Here is a 22,058-nt window from a genome sequence, read left to right on the forward strand (position 1 = left end):
TAAATATTTATTTTTATGATTACAGGATTTTTTCTTAATTTAGAGTAAAAAAATCTAAGAAAAAAGCTTATATAAAAGGGTTGAAATCAATGAAAAAGGTTATTGGAATCGATATTGGGGGAACGGGGATTAAGGGATCTGTGATATCTGAGATTGGTGAATTACTTGATTTCCAAACCGTTTCAACAGATGCGTCCAAAGGGAGGGATCATGTTCTAAAAAAGGTTCATCAAATGATTCAACATTTTATTGAGAATCACACTATTGACGCGATCGGAATTGGGAGTGCAGGCCGAATCAATACTCAGGAGGCAAAGGTGGTATATGCAACAGATAATTTGCCACAATGGATCGGCCTAAATTTTATTGAAAAATTTGGAAAAATGTACTCCCTTCCGGTCTTCGTCGATAATGATGTCAATGTTGCTGCCCTCGGTGAAGCTTGGATGGGAGCGGGGAAGAACATTCAAAATTTCTTCTTTCTAGCTCTTGGAACTGGAGTGGGTGGTGGAATCGTTATACATGATGACATCTTCAGAGGGAACAATTGGTCGGCTGGAGAAGTAGGGCATATGATCCTTTATCCAAGAGGGAAAGAGTGTAATTGTGGACAAAAAGGTTGTGTAGAACAATATATCTCAGGCACTGCTTTATTGAATCATGTTAATGAAACTGGTCATACATTTGAGCATGGAAATCAAATCTGGAAGGCTTATAAAGAGGAAAATCAACATATTCAAGCTTGTGTCGAGAGTTTTATCCAGGATCTTAGTATGACACTCCATAATATTAAGATTCTTTATGATCCAGAAGTGATTATCATGGGTGGTGGTTTATCAGATTCTCATTGTTATTGGGAGGAAGCCCTGACAAAAGAACTGCAATCATTTGGACATGACCCGAGCCTTGTCAAATGGGCAACGTTAGGAAACAAAGCGGGCCAATTTGGAAGTGCGAAGCTAGCATTAGATTCAATAAAATAATAGTAAAAAGGTGTGGTGACCCCAATGGAATCCCGCCTTTTTTGCTATTTTAGAGGTATTATAGACTTAGGTGAATAGAGTAAGGGAGGAAGAAGGATGAAAAGAAGAATCGTCTGCTTTGGAGATTCTAATACATGGGGATATGACGCTAAAACCATGGGGAGATTCCCGGAGGGAGTGAGATGGACGAGTCTATTAGCCGAACGATTAGGTGAGGAGTTTCAAATAGTTGAAGAAGGTCTACCTGGTAGAACGAGTGTTGTGGATGATCCATTATTTGAAGGATTAAATGGGTATACCTATCTCCATCCTTGCTTAATGAGTCACGCACCTATTGAGCTTGTCGTTATTATGCTGGGAACAAATGATACGAAAGAAAGATTTAATCTAACGGCCTATAATATTGCTCAAGGGATTACTAGACTTTCATTGAAAGCTAAAGATACTACAGCGGGTATTAAAGGACAATCTCCTAACGTACTTGTTATTGCCCCTCCACCTATTGGCAAAGAGTATTATGAAGTCGTTGGGAAATCCATGGGAAAAGAATGTGATCGGAAATCAGAGAAACTCCCGGAGTATTTAAAGGAGCTTTTAGAGATTCAAAATATAGAATTCTTAAATACAAATAGATTGGTACCAATGAATACCGTTGATTATATGCATCTTGATGAGAAAGGACACAAACTTTTAGCTAGTCTTGTCTATGAAAAAATGAAAAGTTTTCTTCAGGAAGAAAAGTAATAGATTTTAAGAGCTGTTTCTGTAACAGCTTTTTTTCTTCCTAAAAATCCAAATATTTCGACATTTTTTCTGGAAGACGGACAAATTTTCTATTTATTAACACGAATAATATTACTAAATACGGTATTGCTTTTATGCTTCTAAGAATAGTTTGATTTGTTAAAACGAGGGAAAGTAGTGAATATGTTCCTTCATGGAATCCTAGTATCTTTAAGGAGGTGATCATCATTTACTCATTCGCCGACTGTCCGTAGAGATGTCTTTTCGAAATCATAGCATCCGTTCATCTTCAAGGTACATAATGTTTTAAAGGAGTGGCTTATATTAATGAAATCAGTAAAAAGAGTAATGGCAGCAGTAGCCTTTGTTTTATGTTTGGGGATCGTGGAGACTGAAGTAAAAGCATCACAACTATCGAAAGGTTCTGTTGGACAAGAGGTTGAATATGTTCAATCCGTTTTAAAGAAATTAGGTTACTTTCATCTTGATCCGACTGGATATTACGGTCCAATCACAACTGAAGCGGTAAAACAATTTCAGAAAGATTTTAATATAGAGATGGTTGGAGTAGTGGGTCCCGAAACGACCAACATGCTTTATAACGTAACGATGATGGCACATATCGTAAATGGCGAAGCACGCGGGGAAAGCTATAAGGGACAAGTAGCTGTAGCAGCCGTTATTTTAAATCGTGTCGAGTCTAATGAATTTCCTAATACAATTTCCAATGTGGTGTTTCAAAAAAATGCTTTTACAGCGGTGAATGATGGACAATATAAGCTCGAGCCTGATACTAGTGCGTATCAAGCAGTAAAGGATGCTTTTCTTGGATGGGATCCTACCTACGGCTCTTTGTACTATTATAATCCTGACCTCGTTACCGATCATTGGATTTTCACACGCCAAGTAACAAATGAAATCGGAAATCATCATTTTGCTTATTAAGTTCATTAAAAAATCTGCCTGGACCACAATTTCAGTTAAATGGAATTGTGGTTTTTTCGTCTGGATTGAAAAGGTGGACAAAAGAGGAGGAAGTATACTATTATTTAATTGAAAATCATTATCAATTAAAACGTTTTATACATATATTAATTAATGGGGGGATTATGAATGGACGTTTTTGAAGCAATCCGAAATAGAAGAAGCATAGGAAGAGTGAAGCCTGACCCAATCGAAAAGGAAACGATTACTAAACTTTTAGAAGCTGCAACATGGGCTCCGAACCATTACAATACGGAACCATGGAAATTTTTTGTCTTAACAGAAGAAGGAAGAAGACCTCTTGGGAGAACACTTGCTGAAATTGCCAAAGAAACAATGGAGGATCCTACATGTGAGGAAAACGAGAAAAAGCTGAAAAAGGTAGAGGAAAAGGCGTTTCGTGCTCCTGTTATTATTACTGTGGCAGCAACTCCTTCGGACAATCCTAAAGCTCTGCCTATAGAAGAGATCGGAGCGGTCAATGCTGCCATCCAAAACCTATTGCTTGCCGCACATGCTCTTGGTTTAGGGGCGATTTGGCGAACAGGAAAGCCCTGCTATCATTCAAAGATGAAAGAGCTTTTCGGGTTGACAGATAAACAAGAAGTTTTAGGGTTTATTTACTTAGGGTATCCAGACATTCCTCAAAGGCAAAGTAAACGAATTCCTTTTAAAGAAAAAACAGTTTGGGTTCAATCTGATCGTCGTTACAATTAATATTGAGCGATTCACCCCAGCAAAATAGGCTGGGGGTGAATCGCTTTTTTGTTTTTTTAAAAAAATTGAGGTAGGAGCAATCAACATTAACATCAAGTCAACTCCATAAGTTCTTCTTCAGAAATTACATTAAATCCTTCTTTCCTCAATAAGGCCGTTGTTACCCCATCACCCTGTATTTTTTGGTTGGAAAAGGCGCCATTATAAATATAAGAACTTCCACAAGATGGACTGTTTTCTTTTAGGACAATGGAGGTTGCTTGAAGCTGTTTGGCTATTTCTAGTGTTTTATAGGCACCAGCAAGATATAAGTCTGTCACATTAGCACCAGACTTCGCCATCACTGTTGCTTGACCATTTAAGACATCTTCACCGTTACCTCCAACAATTTCTGCTGGTTCTCGCGGTGTGGTGAATCCACCAAGTAATTCTGGGCATACCATAATCGCCCTTTTTTGTTCTACAAGCTGAAGGATTTTATCCTCTAAACTATGTGTACCGTTATAACGGCATTCTTTCCCAGCTAAGCATGAACTAACTAGAATCATGATGATTCTACCTCCTTTTTAGGGCTTAAATGTATTTGCATTCGATTGTAAGGTCCATGATAAAGTCTTGTATAGATAAAATTTAATCAAAGAAGTTATTCAGATATTTTGTGTTACCTCATTATAAATCTCATTTTTTTATTAGCCAATACTAGTTTTGCGAGGTTTTTTATGGATTATAATCAGTAAAACTGGAACTGGTTCATTTTTCTTGTTCGAAAAAAGTTTAAACAATGGATTCTCTACGTTATAATGTATCTTTGTGTAATCGACACTCTTTTACGAAAAAGAGGAGGAAGACGAAATGAGTGCTATCGGTAGAAATGAATCATGCCCTTGCGGCAGTGGGAAAAAATATAAAAAATGCTGCGGCAAAGCAGGTGTCGTAGATATTAACCAATTGATCCATCAAGAATTGGATGTTCTTCAGGCACAAGCCTATGACTATATTGCTCTACATAATCATCCGAAAATGGAAGAAGCGTATCATCAATATTTAAATGATTTAAAAATGTTGAAGAAAGATCAAGAAGTGTATGAAATGGCATTCGTTAGCTGGTATGGTGTAACGCATCCGCTTGAAAGTGGACAAACATTATTGGAACAGTTTATTGATAAGCAGATGTCTTTGGTTACGCGTCCGCAAACGAAAGAAGCATTAGAAAGCTGGTCGCAAGTGCGTCTGACAGCAGGGAAAGTAGAACAAACAAGCCCGACAGATTTAGTTGTCACAGAGGCGATTTCAGGAGATGTCATAGAAATCCATGAAGAATTTTCAGGGTTAGAGGAAAATAGTTTCTTCGTAGGAATTTTGCTTCCGTACAAAGAAAAATACGTCCCATTCGCTCAATATTTTATTTATCCGCAAATTGAGGCAGTAGCGGGGCAAGTATTAAGGGAAGAATTTGAAGATGATCAAGAGTCTACTACTTTACATGACCATCTCATGAAAAATTATCTCTGGTTGGCAGATCTAGGATTCTTCCTTTACGGTGTGGAAAAAAGCCAAGGTATGGAAGAGGAAGAAGTGGGAGCTAAACCAGAAGAGGAAGAGTTTACTTGGTCAGATCCTGCTTATCCAGAGGCATTGGAATCTTTGAAGGAATTCTTGGTTGAGCATGGAGAAGAGGAGCTATCAGTAGAAGGAGCTTTCCTTTCCTTAGAAAATTATTTCTTAAGGGAAAGACCGAAAATCCGAAACCCGAAAATCTACTCAGCTGCAGCAATTGAAGCGGTGAAAGGGGATATCCCTTTTAGTAAAAACTATTTACAAAAAGACCTAGCCGAGGCATTCGAAGTCTCAGCAAACAGCATCTCGCGCAGAAGCAAAGAAATGAAAAAAATCCTATACTAACACTTAGGGACGGTCCTCGACCGCGTTAAAACACTAACGCATTCGAGAACCGTCCCTTCACACATTAACGCTTTACCCCAATCGGGGACGGTTCTCGAGTGAGTTAAAGCGTTACAGTAATCGAGAACCGTCCCGCACTACGCTAACGCGTCACTCCAATCGAGAACCGTCCCGCGTTACGCTAATGCTTTACCTTGGCAAAGAACCGTCCCCCAGTTCTCTCCTTCGTTCATCTATATTCGCCATAAGTTGTCACTGTCTTTTTATAGTGGTAATATTAAATAGGGAATATTGTGTTTTTGTGAGAGGATTCTAGTGATTTTTCTAGAATTTTATTAGATGTTACATTTAGGTAAAGAAATGGCGAAAACAGAAGTTCTTTCGCCTTTATTTATTAGAAGTGTTCTCATGGTCTCATCAGAATTTCATATAAAAGAAATAGAATAACCTGGTGATCCCGTAACCTAACCAATCTACCAACTCTCTCACAACTTCCATATACAAAGGAGCGTTCATACATGCTTGGAATTTTAAACAAAGTTTTTGATGCAAATAAACGCGAATTAAAGAAGCTAGAAAAGCTAGCTGATAAAATAGACGATCTGGCTCCTGATATGGAGCATTTAACCGATGATCAATTACGTGAAAAAACAGCAGACTTTAAGCAACGCTATCAAAATGGGGAATCTCTTGATGATATGATGGTTGAAGCCTTTGCGGTTGTACGTGAAGCGGCAAGACGTGTTCTAGGCCTTTACCCTTATAGAGTACAGCTCATGGGTGGTGGTTCCTTACACGATGGAAACATTTCCGAGATGAAAACCGGTGAAGGTAAAACATTAACAGCGACAATGCCTGTTTACTTAAATGCTATCACAGGGAAAGGTGTCCATGTCATCACTGTCAATGAATACTTGGCAAGCCGTGATGCAGAGGAAATGGGGAAACTTTATGAGTTTCTTGGTTTGACTGTTGGTTTAAACCTTAACTCCATGTCAAAAGACGAAAAACGTGAAGCCTATGCAGCAGATATTACGTACGGTACGAATAATGAGTTCGGTTTCGACTATCTACGTGACAACATGGTGTTATATAAGGAAGAAATGGTTCAACGCCCACTTCATTTTGCTGTAATTGACGAGGTCGACTCGATCCTTATTGATGAAGCGCGTACGCCATTAATCATTTCAGGCCAAGCAAAAAAATCAACCCAGCTTTATCTCCAAGCGAACACGGTTGTCCGTATGCTCAAAAGAGATGATGATTACACATATGATGAGAAAACAAAAGGTGTTCAGCTGACAGAGGACGGTATTACCAAAGTTGAAAAGGCCTTTAATATCGATAATCTATTCGATATTTCTCATGTAACCTTGAATCACCATATTAATCAGGCACTGAAGGCACATGTTAGTATGCACCTTGATGTTGACTATGTGGTACAGGAAGGCGAAATCGTTATTGTCGATTCTTTTACAGGTCGTCTTATGAAAGGTCGTCGTTACAGTGATGGCCTTCACCAAGCGATTGAGGCAAAAGAAGGACTTGAAATTCAGAACGAAAGTATGACGATGGCAACGATCACATTCCAGAATTACTTCCGTATGTATGAAAAGCTTGCAGGAATGACGGGTACTGCGAAGACGGAAGAAGAGGAATTCCGCAATATTTACAATATGAATGTAGTGGTTATTCCTACAAACAAGCCTGTTGTTCGTGACGATCGTTCAGATCTTATCTACGCATCTATTGAGGGGAAATTCCTTGCTGTAGTCGAAGATATTGCCGAACGAAATAAGAAAGGGCAGCCGGTACTTGTCGGTACCGTTGCGGTTGAAACGTCAGAGCTTATTTCGAAATTCTTATCTAAAAAAGGCGTACGCCATAACGTATTAAATGCGAAAAACCACGGACGTGAAGCGGAAATCATTTTAGAAGCAGGGCAAAAAGGAGCGGTAACAATCGCGACAAATATGGCTGGTCGTGGTACAGATATCAAACTCGGTGAAGGGGTCATTGATCTCGGTGGATTAGCCGTAATCGGTACTGAGCGTCATGAATCTCGTCGTATCGATAATCAGCTTCGTGGTCGATCTGGTCGTCAAGGGGATCCGGGGGTCACTCAATTCTACCTTTCAATGGAAGATGAACTGATGAGACGTTTCGGATCTGACAATATGAAATCGATGATGCAGCGACTTGGTATGGATGATTCACAACCGATCCAAAGTAAGATGGTCAGTCGTGCTGTGGAATCAGCACAAAAACGTGTAGAAGGAAACAACTTTGATGCACGTAAGCAGCTGCTTTCCTATGATGACGTTCTCCGTCAACAGCGTGAAATCATCTACAAGCAGCGTTTTGAAGTATTGGATTCCGCTAATCTACGCGAAATTGTTGAAAGCATGATTAAATCGGTCATTGAGCGTGCTGTTTCCGGCTATGCACCATTAGCTGAAGACGAAGAAAATTGGAATCTTCAAGGGCTAGTGGACTTTGTAAATGCGAATCTCCTTCCAGAAGGTGATGTTACAGTCGAACAATTAACTGGAAAAGATCCAGAAGAAATGATCGACCTTATTTATAATAAAGTTCACGAGCGCTACGATGAAAAAGAAGAAGAGCTTACATCAGAGCAAATGCGTGAATTCGAGAAAGTGATTCTTCTTCGTTCAGTTGATTCGAAATGGATTGATCATATTGATGCGATGGAACAATTACGTCAAGGGATCCATCTCCGTGCCTATGGTCAAAATGATCCGTTACGCGAATATCAGCATGAAGGCTTTGCCATGTTTGAAAATATGATCACGGCCATTGAAGATGATGCCGCGAAATATATTATGAAGGCTGAAATCCGCAATAATTTGGAGCGTCAAGAAGTGGCAAAAGGACATGCCGTAAATCCAAAAGAAGACGGAGAGAAAACGAAGAAAAAGCCCGTTCGAAAGCAAGAAGACATTGGACGCAATGACCCATGTCCATGTGGAAGCGGGAAAAAATATAAAAATTGTCATGGCAAATTAGATTAATGCTTATAATGCCTGGTGCCTCCATAGGTGCCAGGTACTTTTGATAAGGATAAAAATATAAAATATATAATATCAACGTTAACACCGACGTAAGCAGCCAGCTTTTCTGGGATCGAATTAGAAGGAAAGAAGACACGTCTTTTTCTATAGAAAATAGGTTTAAAGACAAGCCTTTCTTCATTGATATTCAGCACTTACGCAATGTTAGTAAAAAAATAGTAGGAAAAATTTTTTGAGGTGAATGCAGATGATGGAACTTTCAGAAGTAAGAGTAGAGTTAGAAAAAACAGCTTCAACAATAGCGGACTTTAGGGGGTCTCTTTGACCTCGAAAATAAAGAGGCTCGAATTGCAGAGCTAGATGAAGTGATGCTCCAACCCGATTTTTGGGATGATCAACAAAAAGCACAAGGGATTATTAACGAAGGAAATGGTTTAAAGGATCTTGTCAATGAATACCGTGACCTTGAAGAAACACAAGAAAACTTAGAAGTTACGCTTGAACTTGTTAGAGAGGAAAATGATCCTGAACTTCATGAAGAATTGGAGAATGAATTAAAGGAGCTAGTCAAGCGCTTAAATGAATTTGAATTACAGCTTTTATTAAGTGAAGAATACGACAAGAACAATGCCATCCTTGAGCTTCACCCGGGTGCGGGTGGAACCGAGTCACAAGACTGGGGATCCATGCTATTGCGCATGTATACACGCTGGGCAGAGAAAAAAGGCTTTAAAGTGGAAACATTGGATTACCTGCCTGGAGACGAAGCAGGGATTAAAAGTGTTACATTGTTAATCAAAGGTCATAATGCCTATGGGTATTTGAAAGCTGAAAAGGGTGTTCATCGTTTAGTCCGCATCTCACCTTTTGATTCATCTGGACGCCGTCATACATCCTTCGTTTCCTGTGAGGTTATGCCAGAATTTAATGAGGAAATTGAAATCGATATTCGAACAGAGGACATTAAAGTGGACACCTATCGTGCAAGTGGAGCAGGTGGACAGCATATCAACACTACTGACTCTGCTGTTCGTATTACACATACCCCAACAGGTGTCGTTGTGACATGTCAATCAGAACGTTCACAGATCAAGAACCGCGAACAAGCCATGAAAATGTTGAAAGCGAAGCTATACCAAAAGAGAATTGAAGAACAGGAAAAAGAGCTTCTCGAAATCCGGGGAGAGCAAAAAGAAATCGGCTGGGGAAGCCAAATTCGTTCGTACGTCTTCCACCCATACTCAATGGTAAAAGACCACAGAACCAACACCGAAACTGGGAATGTTCAAGCCGTAATGGACGGAGACATAGGCGCCTTCATCAACGCCTATCTAAGAACACGAATCCAATAAACACTTTAGTCCACTGAGGGACGGTTCTCGATTGCGTTAACACGTTAACGCAATCGAGAACCGTCCCTCACTGCTTTAAGGTGTTACTGTGATGAATCATTATTATAGTGGGCTATTTAGTATCTAGGAAGAATAAATGAATCAGGGTGGGACCAAAATAAATACAAGTGCTGGACGTGATAACCCTATTCTCATAATCGTAGTTGATCATACAGAATTCACAAAGTTGAAACAAGTAGTTCGAGGTATTGATCCGTTCGTATTCCTTGCTGCAATGGGAACTACACCTGAGTTTGAAGAAGGTTTCAAACGAGTATGATATTGGTATAATAAGGGATGGATTCAATATAAATATTGGGACGGGCATTGATTTTGATTATGTCCATATTGTATTTTTTCCGAGGAGGAGAAATGATGAAGAAAAAGCTATTAGGAATTCTATTTGGAACTTCACTAGTGTTAGCAGCATGTGGTGGTAATGATGGTGGAGGAGAGACAAGCACAGAAGCCGATCCAGAAAAAATTGTTAGCCAAAAATGTATGAGCTGTCATGGTGAGAACTTAGACGGTGGAGCTGGACCTAAAATCAGTGATGTCGGTTCAAGGCTCAGTAAAGATGAAATATTGAATGTTCTTGAAAAAGGTAAAGGAAGTATGCCTCCTGGAATTATAGAAGGAGAACAAGCAGAAGCGGTAGCAGAATGGTTAGCAAATAAAAAATAGGAAATAATAGGGGCTGTCACAAAAGGGACAGGAACCACAATTGTTCAGAAGTTATAGTTCCTGCCCCCTTGGTTTGGGACAGCCCCTTTCCTATTTTCATAATCCTCCATAGGAATAAAGTCTCACCATTTATTTTCTTCAACCAACATCGAAATTTGACATCGACCTCTCATTAGATACGAAAATCCGACAAAATAAACAAAAATTAATTTTAAAAAACTATTAGAAAATTCACTTATATTTATGTTTTGTTACAAAATCACTATTACTTTTTAGGATAAAACACCTATGGATAAAGGGTTCAGGGATAGTAACGGCACTAAATTAGGTAAATATTTCATATTGTGTTTCAATTTGAAACGAAAATGTAATATAAATTTTCCTTAAAATCATAGTTGATGATGTTATAATACTTTTGTGAGTCTTAATTCGAGTAATTTTGATGAAATTCTACAATACAAAAACTATTATGATTAAAAATTGAACGACAACTGAATAGATGATAACTTTCCAACTTAGAACGTACAATACATAATGTTTAAATTAGGTGGTTAAAACATGATTGAAATGCAAGAGGTATATAAACAATACCCGAACGGAATAATGGCTGCCAATGGTTTTAACATACATATCAAGCAGGGAGAATTTGTTTATGTAGTTGGACCGAGTGGAGCGGGAAAATCAACGTTTATTAAAATGATGTACCGCGAAGAAAAACCCACAAAAGGTAGCATTATGGTAAACGGCATTGATCTTGCAAAATTAAAAAGAAGTAGAGTGCCGTATTTAAGAAGAAATATCGGAGTTGTTTTCCAAGACTTCAAACTACTACCGTCCCTAACAGTCTATGAGAATATCGCATTTGCTCTTGAAGTGATTGAAGAGCAGCCGAAAAATATAAAAAAACGTGTTATGGAAGTACTAGATTTAGTTGGATTAAAACATAAAGCTAGAATGCTTCCAAATGAACTATCTGGTGGAGAACAGCAGCGTGTATCACTTGCCCGTTCGATCGTCAACACGCCAAAGGTTGTGATTGCGGACGAGCCTACCGGTAATCTTGATCCAGAAACATCCTGGGAAATTATGAACATATTTGAAGAGATCAATACCCGTGGAACAACTGTCGTAATGGCTACTCACAACCGTGAAATTGTCAACACAATTAAACATCGAGTGATTGCCATTGAAAACGGCAGAATTGTCCGGGATGAACTGAGAGGTGACTACGGCTATGAAAGCTAGAACAGTTGGTCGCCACTTCCGAGAAAGCTTTAAAAGTCTAGGGCGTAACGGTTGGATGACATTTGCTTCCGTTAGTGCTGTAACCGTCACCCTGTTACTTGTTGGTGTGTTCGTGGTATTAATGTTAAACATGAACAAAGTCGCAACAGATATTGAAAAAGACGTTGAAATACGCGTTTTAATAGAGTTAGGTACAGAGCAAGCCCAGATTGATGCAATAGAAGAAAAGATAAAAGTGATAAAAGGCGTAGAGAGTGTTGAATACTCTTCCAAAGAAGAAGAGCTTAGACATCTTGTAGAAGATATGGGAGAAGATTTCCGCCTATTCGAACAAGATAACCCTCTTTATGATGTCTATATAGTAAAAGCAGAAAATCCACGTGATACGAAGAGAATTGCTCAGAATATCGAAACGTTTAAATATATAAATGATGCGGTTTATGGAGAAGCAAAAATAGAAAAACTATTCAGCTTCCTGCAAATGAGTCGCAATGTTGGTTTGGTACTGATTATCGGACTTCTTTTCACGGCAATGTTTTTAATCTCCAATACTATCAAGATTACAATCGTTGCTAGAAGAAAAGAGATTGAAATTATGAAACTAGTAGGAGCGACAAATTGGTTCGTAAGATGGCCATTCATCCTTGAAGGATTATGGTTAGGAATTCTCGGAGCAATTATACCAATAGCTCTTGTTACATCAGGCTACTATTATGCCTATCAGTTCATTGAACCAAAATTGCGAAACCATTTTATTCAGATACTAGACTTTACCCCGTTTATTTTCCAAGTAAACGCTCTGATCGTGATTATGGGCTGCTTAATTGGGGCTTGGGGAAGTTTTATGTCCGTCCGTAAATTCTTAAAAGTTTAATAGGTTTATTGAGATCGAAAGGGGTATGCAGCTTGAACAGGAAAACATTGGTAACTTTGTCAATTGCCGCAACACTGACAATCGGAACGTTTGGCACGGCAAGTGCTCACTCATCTTTATCCGAATTAAAGGAAAAGAAAAGTAATATCCAACAAGAGAAAGCACAAGTAAACGAGAAAATTGATAGTAAAACTTCTGAAATCAATCAAAACATTACTAGACAAAATGAGATCCAAGCAGAAATTGCTGCTATCGATAAAAAAATTCTTGATACAAACGCAAAAATTCAAGAGAAAGAAGCAGATATTAAAAAGACAAATGATGAAATTGAGAAACTAAAGGTAGAAATTGAAGCTCTTAAGAAGAAAATCGAAGAGCGTAATCAGTTATTAGAAGAGCGTGCTAGAGCAATGCAGGAAAAAGGCGGTTCTTCCAACTACCTTGACGTTTTATTAGGTGCTGATAGCTTTGGAGATTTTATCAATCGTGTAACAGCGGTCAATACAATCGTAAATGCTGATAAAAAAATTATCGATGAACAAAAACGTGATCAAGCAGAACTAGAAAAGAAACAAAAAGAAGTAGAAGATAAACTAGCAGAACTTGAGAAATCAAAAGAAAATCTAGTTTCTCTTAAAAAAGACCTTGATAGTCAAAAAGGTCAAAAGAATGCATTATTTGACAAACTTGAAAAAGAACAATCAAAATTAAATGTAGAAAAAGAAGAGCTTGAAGCAAGTGCAAATGAATTAGAAGAGCTGGAAAAGCGAATTGGTGGGGAAATCCAAGCCGAGCAATCTAGATTAGCTGAACTAGCTCGTCAAAAAGAAATGGAACGTAAAAAGGCACAGGCGGCAGCTGCTCCTCAAGCTACAAGCAATTCTTCATCGTCAGGAAGTAGTAATTCATCTGCTTCTGTAGATGCACCAAGCGTGAGTGCGGGAACTTGGACAAGACCTGCAAATGGAGTTATTACGACTAATCATGGACCTGACATTTTAAACGGTAAGCCACGTATGCACTATGGAGTGGATATTGCTGCAAGAGGCAGTGTTCCTATCGTAGCAGCAGCTGATGGTTATATTATTAAAAGTGAGTATAGTTCAAGCTATGGTAATGTTGTTTATATGACACATTCTATCAATGGTCAGACCTTTACTACTGTTTATGCACATATGTCGTCATCACTTGTAAGTGGCAGTCAATATGTACAAAAAGGTCAACAAATTGGTTACATGGGTGACACAGGTTACTCTTTTGGACAACATTTACACTTTGAACTACACGCAGGCCCTTGGAACGCTTCAAAATCAAATGCTGTCGATCCAAGAAGATATATTAGTCTCTAATATTAATAGATTCCTGAATAATCATAAATTATGAAAAACACAACCTATTGATGACAGGTTGTGTTTTTCATTTTAATGGAACCTAGCACGTTAAGTGATGAATCATTCTAAAAGCACCATCTAAGCCTATAAGTTTAATAACTAGTCTCCTATTCCGATCCAAAATATGAAGAAAAAGATGGTATTCTTTGTCTTAAAATCAGTCCCAAACCACCACCGAATCACTTTTCTCCGTTATTTGAAGTGATAAAAATATCCTCTGCTTTTTTATTTTTTCCACTGATACCCGATTCCCCAAACCGTTTTTAAATGCTTTTCGATGGGGAAATCGGATCTTTTTAATTTATCTCTTAGATTGCGAATATGGGAGTCTATCGTGCGTAGCTCTGTATTCGTGTTCATATCCCAGACAACTACTAATAATTGCTCCCGAGTATAGACGCGGTCAGGATTTTTCATTAATACATTAAGAATCATAAACTCCTTAAGGGTTAGTGAAATAACTTTCTCGTTATATTTCAATGTATAAGACCCACTGTCTAGGATGAAATTTTCTCTTATTTGGTGACGGCTATCAATTTCAGACTGATGATTATGTCTGCGGAATATAGCATTTATCCTAGCTAGAAGTTCGCCTTCATCGAATGGTTTAGTGATATAGTCATCTGCCCCATGATTTAGTCCCTTAACGACATCTGTCTTATTGTTTCTAGCTGTCAGAATAATAATAGGAACAGTCGAGAAAGCCCGGATTTTTTCGCATGTTTCCCATCCATTCATTTCTGGCATCATGAGATCAAGGATAATTAAATCTATCGAAGCATTTTTCAACTTATTTAAAGCATCGTACCCACCCGTTGCTTTTAGACAAGAATAACCATTAGGTTGCAGGTACAGCTCTAATAGGTTTAACATTCTCATTTCATCATCTACTAGTAAAATTGTTTTCAAAAATGTAATCCTCCCTTGCTTTTTCGAATCTAATCTCGACACATGTCCCTTGATTCTCTTTACTGGTAATGGACACACTGCCACCATGAGCATCCATCAATTCTTTGACTATAGATAACCCCAGGCCAGAACCACCCAGCTCTCTTGAACGCGATTTCTCTACTCGATAAAGCCTATTAAAAAGATGAGGAATTTCTTTTTCCGGGATTCCGATCCCTTGATCTTGAATTGAAATTCTCACTTCTTCTTCTAATTCCTTCACCGAAATTTCAGTAGATGTATTAGGGTGTGAATACTTAAGAGCATTATCTAGTAAATTCATAATGATTTGCTCTAATCGCAAGGGGTCTGCGTTTATTAATAGTTCATTTTTGCAAATGAAGAGTATATCGATATTCTTACTTTTAAAAGCAGGTGTCACCTTCACTATCATCTTTTTAAGAAAGGGACAAATCATGATCGGTTCTTTTGAAATCGAAAAATTATTTTCATCGATTTTTGCCAATTCAAACAGATTCTCTATTAACGTCACGATTGTTTTCGATTCTTCCTGGATGATTTCTAAGTACGCTTTTCTCTCTGTATTCTTAATATCCTCTCGTAAGGCAACGTTCGTATATCCTTGAATATACGTTAATGGTGTTCTTAGTTCATGAGAGATGCTAGCAAGAAACTCCACTCTATCTTTCTTTATCATCTCTAGATCATTAGAAAGCATTTGAATAGATTGAGAGAGTTCCCCTAGTTCATCTTTACCTAATTCGGGTAATTTAACAGCAAAATCCCCTTTGCTTAATTTCTCTGTTGCTTCTTTCATTTTGATTAAAGGGCGGGTCAAAATCTTTGATAATAGAAAATAGATGATACCTAAAATAACCAAACTAGACAAACCTGCAAGTAAAAAGTGGACATTCAAGCGGTCAATCAATGTTCGTAAAGGTCCTGTATTTTTAAACATGTAAACATAACCATCTTCTGCTTCTGTACTGAACTCCGTCACAGTAGCAAGATAGTTTATTTCCTTCCAATTTGACTCTATTAATAAGCCGTTTCTATTTAATTGGTCAGGAGTGTAGCCGCGAATAATCTCTCTCATGCCTTTGGAAGGCTCTTTCGAACTAGCAATGATTTCTTTTTTAGAATTTGTTATGACAACTTCAGTATTTGTCTTCGTTTCCATCAGTGCGATATGATGGAGAGTCCCCTCGGAGTAGGTATCTTCTAGTACATCTCGATGACTATTTCCCCTTGAAATTAGTGATTGGAATTCCTCTTTCACCCGATTATCGACAATATTATCATGGAGATAAATCATTAATAACGACTCCATAATAAAAACAGCTATCGTGAAATATAAAGCCAATTTAGTAGAGATTTTTCTCATTGAGACGAATCCTCATTTCTATTCATTCTTCCATAATAGTATCTTAAATGTTTGAAGAAAATATGCAGAAAACTATTTTTTCATTCTATTAATCTCTAATTTATCAAAAGAATCTTTTTTAATCGATTAGTACGAAATAGGGAAAAGAAATTATATGAATCTTTTTACATAGAAGAAGGGATTTCACTAAAAATATCCAATACTTATTCTGGAACACTTTTTCTGGAGAGGAAGGAATAACATGGATATAAGAAAAGAAATTATAATTAATGCTGAGTTAAGCCTCGTATGGAAAGCTTGGACAGAGTCAGAGCGAATCATTAAATGGTTTGCACCTGCAGCGGAAATTGATCCGAGGGAAAATGGGAAATTTGAATTGTATTTTAGCCCGGATAATAAAGATATGATGAGTACTAAAGGCTGTCGAATCCTTCAATACAAAGAGCCGACATTACTAGAGTTTGAGTGGAAGGGACCTGATCCGTTTGCTGGTGTGATGAACGATGAGAACAATCTAACAACGGTTTCGGTTGAATTTGAATCTTTAAATGAAATGACGAAAGTAACTTTAATTCATCAAGGCTGGAAAGATACCGAGGAATATTCTCATGCAAGGGAGTGGCATGTGCAAGCATGGGAACAGATGTTAAAGAGCTTGAAGTCAAATATGGAATCAGGTGAAGGAATTCTTTGTTGTCAGTAATACTTAATGTGGATCCCCCTTGTGCTGGAGTTATTCGGTATAGGGGGGGTTTTTAGCTTTAAAGTGTAGTCTCCCAAGTTATTTTTAAACAAAGAATGGAATGATTTTTAGGATCGTTCTTATACTTTACCTGAATTGAGAAGTCGAGAGAAATCTGAGGAAAAGATAGAGTCGAGACGCTGAAACGGACTATATTCACGACTCCATCTATTTGATTGACTTTTTAATAAAAAATGAGATTATAGAGTATATTACTTTTATAATTTTCTGAAGTTATAAAGGGATGATCTTATGGATGGGTATTCCATTGGTGCTTTTACATTTCCAGCTTCATGGCTGGTTATTCTTATTGGATTGATCTTTACGGAGATATTTAGAATGCTATTTGGAAAATCAGCTTTATAATGGTTAAAGACATGGTCTAGCAGCTGGAAATAGTAAATCATTTAATACGGTAGTTGGATAAAGTATAATATGGGACAAAGTGAATAAAAGGCACGCTTACTATAGGGAGGGAAAAGACAGTATGAAGTTTGGCACAAAAGTAGTACATAGTTCATTATCACCAAACAAGCAAGTAAAGAGTAAGACAACACCGATCTATCAAACCTCGGCTTTTGCCTTTTCCTCATTAGAAGAATTAGAAGGCTTTTATCAAGGGGAGTCTCCCTATCTCTATTCACGTGTGGGGAACCCAAATACAGATGAATTAGGGATGACAGTCGCCCAATTAGAAGGGGCACCCGCTGGGGTGGCAGCTTCATCAGGTTTAGGTGCGATTCTTTCTGGTGTTGTGGCGCTTTGCGGACAAGGTGATCATATTGTGGCATCAGAGGATCTCTATGGGGGTACCTATCAATTATTAAAGGAAGAGCTCCAATCCTTTGGAATCACAACAAGCTTTGTTGATTTTAGCGATCAGCAAAAAATTGAGAAAGCCATCACTCCACAAACAAAGCTGTTATTCAGTGAAACGATTACAAATCCATTTCTTAGGGTAGAGGATATTGAGAATCTCGTTGCATTTGCCAAAACCCATCATTTGAAAACGATGATTGATAATACATTTGCGACTCCTTATTTACTACAGCCTTTTACAATGGGGGTCGACTTGGTGGTTCATAGTGCAACAAAATATATTGGCGGACACAGTGATATTACAGCAGGTGTCATCGTCGGTGCGGAAGAAATCATAAGCGCCGTAAAAACAAAAGTAGTGAATATGGGTGTCAATCTAAGTCCGTTCGAGGCATGGTTAACCTGTCGTGGGAATAAAACATTGGCTCTTAGAATGTCCAAGCAGTCAGAGAATGCTGAAAGGTTAGCAACCTATTTCCAACCCCATCCTCAGATTGAAAAAGTATTCTATCCGAAAAATGTCTCACTGAAAGGAAATGGAGCAATTGTTACGATTGAACTTTCTCGTGATTGTGATATTAGTACTTTCTTTCGTTCTCTTGGTTGGGTGAAAATTGTCCCTACTCTCGCAGGCGTTGAAACATCGGTTTCCTATCCTTTAGGAACGTCACACAGAGCACTTCCTCCACAGGCACAGGAAAAGCTGGGAATTACGACACATGTAGTAAGAATATCTGTTGGAATTGAAGAATTAGAAGATATTATTGAGCAATTCAAGCATGCATTAACATCTTCTCTCAAATAAATTTTTAAAAAATATCGAAAATTATGTTGACGTTTCAAAAAATTCTCGTTATAATCCAAAACATAGTCAATACAGTTTAATGTATTAAGCAAAAGTTATATCTCTTATCTAGAGTGGCGGAGGGACTAGGCCCGATGAAGCCCGGCAACCTTCAAGCAGTATTACGCTTGAAAAGGTGCCAATTCCTACAGATCCTAATGATCTGGAAGATAAGGGGAGGAGCCATTACTAATTAAGCCCTCTTCTTAGAGAAGAGGGCTTTTCTGCGTTTTATCCCTCTCTTCCTTCTTTCATTCATTTTTTCAGAAAAAATCTTTTCCTAATGGATTTGTTACCAGTAAACCTAGTATTCATATCTATTTAATAAAAATTTAGGGGGAATTTTTTATGACAGCGAATCAATACGATCTTGAAACTTTATTACTACACGGAGGGCAAGCGCCAGATCCGACAACGGGTTCAAGAGCTGTACCCGTTTACCAAACCACTTCCTACGTTTTCAATGACACGGACCATGCCCAAAACTTATTTGGTTTAGAAGAACCGGGAAATATTTATACAAGAATTGGAAATCCGACAGTAGATGTTTTTGAAAAAAGAATTGCTTTATTAGAAGATGGGGTTGCCGCTGTAGCTACCTCTTCGGGAATGGCTGCCATCTCTCTGGCCATTCTCAACATAGCCGGTGCAGGTGATGAAATTATTGCGGCTACAAATCTTTATGGAGGAACCTACAACCTATTTGCCGTAACCCTCCCGAAATATGGAATCAACGTGAAGTTTGTTGACCCAGAAGATCCGGAGAATTTTAGAAATGCGATTACTCCGAATACGAAAGCATTCTTTGCTGAAACGATCGGAAACCCAAGCCTGCATGTTCTTGATATAGAAGAAGTAGCAGATATCGCACACGAAAATGGAATTCCACTCATCATCGATAACACCTTTGCCACTCCATATGTTTCACAGCCGCTTTCATGGGGAGCAGATATTGTCGTTCATTCAGCAACAAAATGGATCGGTGGTCATGGGACAGCAATCGGAGGAGTTGTCGTCGATGGTGGGCGATTTAACTGGAACAATGATAAATTTCCAGGATTTACAGAGCCAGACCAGAGCTACAACGGAATTCGTTATGCTAATGATTTTGGAACACTTGCTTTTGCAACAAAATTACGTGTTCAATTACTTAGGGATTTCGGGGCGTGTTTGAGTCCACATAACGCATTCCTTTTACTGCAAGGCTTAGAAACACTTCATCTTCGAGTACCAAAGCATAGCGAAAATGCTTTAGCCGTTGCTAAATATTTAGAGGATCACCCATCTGTAGAATGGGTATCGTATCCAGGGCTTGAAAATCATCCAGCCCATCACCTTGCCAAAAAATACTTAAAGGATGGCTTCGGATCGATTGTTATCTTTGGAATTGTTGGGGGCAGGGATGCAGGAAAGAAAGTGATAGATAATGTCGCTCTTTGGTCACATGTTGCGAATGTCGGTGATGCTAAATCACTGATTATCCATCCCGCTTCCACTACACACCAACAATTAAGTGGAGAAGAACTAAAGCAAACAGGAGTAACGGAAGAGCTTATTCGTCTGTCCATCGGGTTAGAATCTGTTCAGGATCTAACAAATGACCTAGATCGTGCCATTTTTGAAGCGACAGGACAATCAAAAAATGGGAGTGCGAAAACGGAAATAACCGTAAATGATGAAGGAGTCATTCGTTGGGCACTTCAATCTCCTTTTGATCGCGAAGAGCAAAATGGGGGAGTCGTTCAACGTCAAAAAACTTTAGCCATCGTTGGTTTAAGCAGTAATCCTGCCCGTCCCAGTAACCGATTGGCGAGAAAAATGCAGCGATTAGGGTATAAAATCATTCCTGTAAATCCAAGGGAAACCGAGGTATTTGGGGAAAAGGCCTATCCAGACTTATCCTCCATTCCAGTCGAGATTGACATTGTTCAGGTTTTTAGAAGTCCAGAAGCAGCGATTGAAATTGCGATCGAAGCCGCTGCAGTACGACCAAAGATCTTCTGGCTGCAAGAAGGAGTCATCTCGGAAGAAGCGGCACAAATTGCAAAAGATGCAGGACTTGAAGTGGTTCATAACCGTTGCACCTATAAAGAAGCACAACGATTAAGAGGCACAATCGAGACATATGCAGCAGAGGTGAAATGAAGAAAAACTCTGAATGGGTTTATATAGAACATACGCTTAAATGATACTAGAAATAACAAAAGGAGGAAGACAATGAAGCACACAAGTACTGAACCATTGAAAAACCCACCCTATAACATTATAAAAGATGAAAAATTGGTTTCCTCCTTTCAATGGAAAAATTTTAAGAAGAGAGTTGAAGGCGAGTGAGCTTAAATAAATCGCTGTTACCTCATAGAGTCCATGAAACAGGGAAGGTGTTTATTGGGAATTTGGCACTTGAATCAGGTCAGGAGCTAGAAGAAGTTGAATTGGCCTATGAAAGGTGCGGGGCAGAGGGTGCTCCTGCTATTCTTATTTGTCATGCACTAACAGGAAATCAATATACAGTTGGAACGGATCAGGAACCTGGCTGGTGGCACGGATTGATCGGCGTGAACAAAGCAATTGATCTAAATAACTATCAAGTCGTGACATTTAATGTACTTGGAGGCTGTAATGGTTCAACAGGCCCGCTCTCAATTAATCCCTCTACAGGTGAAAAATATCGTACAAAATTTCCTAAGATAACGATTCGAGATATCGTAAATGCTCAACGAAAGGCACTGGAGAATCTAGAAATTGATGCATTATTAGCCGTCATAGGCGGCTCGCTTGGAGGAATGCAAGCATTAGAATGGGGTCTTCTTTACCCATCTTTCGTAGAGAAGATTATCGTATTGGCTGCAACTTCACAGCTAAGTGATTATGGAATTGCTTTTAATACGATTGGAACCACTGCAATCGAAAACGATCCAGGTTGGAAAGGCGGATATTATACACAACCTGAAGATGTGAAGGGATTAGAGGTCGCTCGTATCGCTGGAATGGTCACGTATCGTAGCCCGTATTTATTTGATCAGAGATTCCAGCGAAAAGAAAAAGAAAACTCTACTTTCGAAGTGGAATCCTATTTAAAATACCAAGGGGAAAAACTGACAAGGAGGTTCGACCCTAACAGTTATTTATATTTACTTCAAGCCATGAATTCACATGATATTGGCAGGGGAAGGGGAGGAATCGAAGAAGCGGCTCATTCATACAAACCTGAAGTGATTGGGATTGGATTTCAGCATGATCTAATTTACCCCCCAAATAAGATAAAAGAATTTACCGAACGTACCCCAAGAGGAACCTATTACTATATTCCAACCCAATTTGGACATGACGGGTTTTTAGTAGAGTTCGAGAGGTGGGCATCGCTTTTATCATCACATTTGGCAGACCATACAAGACAAAGGGAGGCTTAG

At 38.6% G+C, this 22,058-nt stretch carries 19 protein-coding genes and 1 riboswitch; of the genes, 16 read left to right on the forward strand and 3 right to left on the reverse strand.

The annotated features are described in order from the left end of the window. The first annotated feature begins 89 nt into the window (after nt 1-89). The 4 genes from JOC86_RS11895 (at nt 90) to JOC86_RS11910 (ending at nt 3,428) form a co-directional block, all read left to right on the forward strand. Nucleotides 90-983: an ROK family protein gene (locus JOC86_RS11895; protein ID WP_205172776.1), complete on the forward strand. Its 894-nt coding sequence runs from the start codon at nt 90-92 to the stop codon at nt 981-983. Between the two features lie 96 nt (nt 984-1,079). After that, nucleotides 1,080-1,727: an SGNH/GDSL hydrolase family protein gene (locus tag JOC86_RS11900; protein WP_205172779.1), complete on the forward strand. Its 648-nt coding sequence runs from the start codon at nt 1,080-1,082 to the stop codon at nt 1,725-1,727. Nucleotides 1,728-2,054: 327 nt separating this feature from the next. Continuing rightward, nucleotides 2,055-2,672, forward strand: coding sequence for a cell wall hydrolase (locus tag JOC86_RS11905; protein WP_205172784.1), 618 nt, complete (start codon nt 2,055-2,057; stop codon nt 2,670-2,672). Between the two features lie 168 nt (nt 2,673-2,840). Then, nucleotides 2,841-3,428 (forward strand): nitroreductase family protein, encoded by a 588-nt coding sequence (locus JOC86_RS11910; protein WP_205172787.1) that lies wholly within the window; start codon nt 2,841-2,843, stop codon nt 3,426-3,428. Between the two features lie 92 nt (nt 3,429-3,520). Here the strand turns inward: JOC86_RS11910 and JOC86_RS11915 are convergent, their stop codons facing one another. Further along, nucleotides 3,521-3,976 (reverse strand): 2-thiouracil desulfurase family protein, encoded by a 456-nt coding sequence (locus tag JOC86_RS11915; protein ID WP_205172790.1) that lies wholly within the window; start codon nt 3,974-3,976, stop codon nt 3,521-3,523. A 304-nt stretch (nt 3,977-4,280) separates the two neighbouring features. Here JOC86_RS11915 and JOC86_RS11920 point away from each other — a divergent pair, with 304 nt between their 5' ends. The 8 genes from JOC86_RS11920 (at nt 4,281) to JOC86_RS11955 (ending at nt 13,905) form a co-directional block, all read left to right on the forward strand. Further along, on the forward strand, nt 4,281-5,330 hold the full coding sequence (locus JOC86_RS11920) for an SEC-C metal-binding domain-containing protein (RefSeq protein ID WP_205172792.1): 1,050 nt from the start codon (nt 4,281-4,283) through the stop codon (nt 5,328-5,330). 518 nt (nt 5,331-5,848) lie between these two features. Next, the gene (gene secA, locus JOC86_RS11925; RefSeq protein WP_205172801.1) at nt 5,849-8,362 is read left to right on the forward strand and encodes a preprotein translocase subunit SecA; all 2,514 of its coding nucleotides are present in this window, start codon (nt 5,849-5,851) and stop codon (nt 8,360-8,362) included. 250 nt (nt 8,363-8,612) lie between these two features. Next, nucleotides 8,613-9,714, forward strand: a protein-coding gene (prfB, locus tag JOC86_RS11930; RefSeq protein ID WP_205173507.1) for a peptide chain release factor 2 whose coding sequence is annotated in 2 segments (ribosomal slippage) — nt 8,613-8,684 and nt 8,686-9,714 — 1,101 coding nt in all. Because the reading frame shifts where the segments join, the coding sequence is not laid out codon by codon here. A gap of 136 nt (nt 9,715-9,850) precedes the next feature. Next, nucleotides 9,851-10,033: a DUF2179 domain-containing protein gene (locus JOC86_RS11935; RefSeq protein ID WP_205172803.1), complete on the forward strand. Its 183-nt coding sequence runs from the start codon at nt 9,851-9,853 to the stop codon at nt 10,031-10,033. Nucleotides 10,034-10,128: 95 nt separating this feature from the next. Next, nucleotides 10,129-10,437: a cytochrome c551 gene (gene cccB, locus JOC86_RS11940; RefSeq protein WP_205172805.1), complete on the forward strand. Its 309-nt coding sequence runs from the start codon at nt 10,129-10,131 to the stop codon at nt 10,435-10,437. 558 nt (nt 10,438-10,995) lie between these two features. Further along, the gene (ftsE, locus tag JOC86_RS11945) at nt 10,996-11,682 is read left to right on the forward strand and encodes a cell division ATP-binding protein FtsE (RefSeq protein ID WP_205172807.1); all 687 of its coding nucleotides are present in this window, start codon (nt 10,996-10,998) and stop codon (nt 11,680-11,682) included. After that, nucleotides 11,672-12,556, forward strand: a complete 885-nt coding sequence (gene ftsX / locus JOC86_RS11950) for a permease-like cell division protein FtsX (RefSeq protein WP_205172809.1) — start codon at nt 11,672-11,674, stop codon at nt 12,554-12,556. Before ftsE ends, ftsX begins: the two co-directional genes overlap by 11 nt. A gap of 32 nt (nt 12,557-12,588) precedes the next feature. Further along, on the forward strand, nt 12,589-13,905 hold the full coding sequence (locus tag JOC86_RS11955) for a murein hydrolase activator EnvC family protein (RefSeq protein ID WP_205172810.1): 1,317 nt from the start codon (nt 12,589-12,591) through the stop codon (nt 13,903-13,905). Between the two features lie 267 nt (nt 13,906-14,172). Here JOC86_RS11955 and JOC86_RS11960 read toward each other — a convergent pair whose 3' ends face one another. Together JOC86_RS11960 and JOC86_RS11965 are read right to left on the reverse strand one after the other, a co-directional pair. After that, nucleotides 14,173-14,856: a response regulator transcription factor gene (locus JOC86_RS11960; RefSeq protein ID WP_205172812.1), complete on the reverse strand. Its 684-nt coding sequence runs from the start codon at nt 14,854-14,856 to the stop codon at nt 14,173-14,175. Continuing rightward, nucleotides 14,831-16,240: a sensor histidine kinase gene (locus tag JOC86_RS11965; protein WP_205172814.1), complete on the reverse strand. Its 1,410-nt coding sequence runs from the start codon at nt 16,238-16,240 to the stop codon at nt 14,831-14,833. Before JOC86_RS11965 ends, JOC86_RS11960 begins: the two co-directional genes overlap by 26 nt. 241 nt (nt 16,241-16,481) lie before the next feature. Between JOC86_RS11965 and JOC86_RS11970 the strand changes: the two genes are divergently transcribed. From JOC86_RS11970 to metX, 4 genes are all read left to right on the forward strand, one after another. Continuing rightward, nucleotides 16,482-16,943, forward strand: a complete 462-nt coding sequence (locus JOC86_RS11970; RefSeq protein ID WP_205172816.1) for an SRPBCC family protein — start codon at nt 16,482-16,484, stop codon at nt 16,941-16,943. Nucleotides 16,944-17,469: 526 nt separating this feature from the next. Beyond that, the gene (locus JOC86_RS11975; protein ID WP_205172819.1) at nt 17,470-18,606 is read left to right on the forward strand and encodes a trans-sulfuration enzyme family protein; all 1,137 of its coding nucleotides are present in this window, start codon (nt 17,470-17,472) and stop codon (nt 18,604-18,606) included. Between the two features lie 101 nt (nt 18,607-18,707). Continuing rightward, a riboswitch (SAM riboswitch) is annotated at nt 18,708-18,822 on the forward strand. Between the two features lie 171 nt (nt 18,823-18,993). Next, nucleotides 18,994-20,790, forward strand: a complete 1,797-nt coding sequence (locus tag JOC86_RS11980; protein ID WP_205172822.1) for a PLP-dependent aspartate aminotransferase family protein — start codon at nt 18,994-18,996, stop codon at nt 20,788-20,790. 185 nt (nt 20,791-20,975) lie between these two features. Beyond that, nucleotides 20,976-22,058, forward strand: coding sequence for a homoserine O-acetyltransferase MetX (metX, locus tag JOC86_RS11985; RefSeq protein ID WP_338021744.1), 1,083 nt, complete (start codon nt 20,976-20,978; stop codon nt 22,056-22,058).

It is taken from the genome of Rossellomorea pakistanensis, from assembly GCF_016908495.1.
Taxonomy (GTDB): domain Bacteria; phylum Bacillota; class Bacilli; order Bacillales; family Bacillaceae_B; genus Rossellomorea; species Rossellomorea pakistanensis.

What these genes read in the sequence shown, in the direction of transcription:
- JOC86_RS11970 (WP_205172816.1), top strand. Translation starts at nt 16,482, where the DNA reads ATGGATATAAGAAAAGAAATTATAATTAATGCTGAGTTAAGCCTCGTA.
- JOC86_RS11915 (WP_205172790.1), bottom strand. Translation starts at nt 3,976, where the DNA reads ATGATTCTAGTTAGTTCATGCTTAGCTGGGAAAGAATGCCGTTATAAC.
- JOC86_RS11980 (WP_205172822.1), top strand. Translation starts at nt 18,994, where the DNA reads ATGACAGCGAATCAATACGATCTTGAAACTTTATTACTACACGGAGGG.
- JOC86_RS11900 (WP_205172779.1), top strand. Translation starts at nt 1,080, where the DNA reads ATGAAAAGAAGAATCGTCTGCTTTGGAGATTCTAATACATGGGGATAT.
- JOC86_RS11910 (WP_205172787.1), top strand. Translation starts at nt 2,841, where the DNA reads ATGGACGTTTTTGAAGCAATCCGAAATAGAAGAAGCATAGGAAGAGTG.
- cccB (WP_205172805.1), top strand. Translation starts at nt 10,129, where the DNA reads ATGAAGAAAAAGCTATTAGGAATTCTATTTGGAACTTCACTAGTGTTA.
- JOC86_RS11975 (WP_205172819.1), top strand. Translation starts at nt 17,470, where the DNA reads ATGAAGTTTGGCACAAAAGTAGTACATAGTTCATTATCACCAAACAAG.
- JOC86_RS11905 (WP_205172784.1), top strand. Translation starts at nt 2,055, where the DNA reads ATGAAATCAGTAAAAAGAGTAATGGCAGCAGTAGCCTTTGTTTTATGT.
- secA (WP_205172801.1), top strand. Translation starts at nt 5,849, where the DNA reads ATGCTTGGAATTTTAAACAAAGTTTTTGATGCAAATAAACGCGAATTA.
- JOC86_RS11935 (WP_205172803.1), top strand. Translation starts at nt 9,851, where the DNA reads ATGAATCAGGGTGGGACCAAAATAAATACAAGTGCTGGACGTGATAAC.
- JOC86_RS11920 (WP_205172792.1), top strand. Translation starts at nt 4,281, where the DNA reads ATGAGTGCTATCGGTAGAAATGAATCATGCCCTTGCGGCAGTGGGAAA.
- ftsX (WP_205172809.1), top strand. Translation starts at nt 11,672, where the DNA reads ATGAAAGCTAGAACAGTTGGTCGCCACTTCCGAGAAAGCTTTAAAAGT.
- JOC86_RS11965 (WP_205172814.1), bottom strand. Translation starts at nt 16,240, where the DNA reads ATGAGAAAAATCTCTACTAAATTGGCTTTATATTTCACGATAGCTGTT.
- JOC86_RS11895 (WP_205172776.1), top strand. Translation starts at nt 90, where the DNA reads ATGAAAAAGGTTATTGGAATCGATATTGGGGGAACGGGGATTAAGGGA.
- ftsE (WP_205172807.1), top strand. Translation starts at nt 10,996, where the DNA reads ATGATTGAAATGCAAGAGGTATATAAACAATACCCGAACGGAATAATG.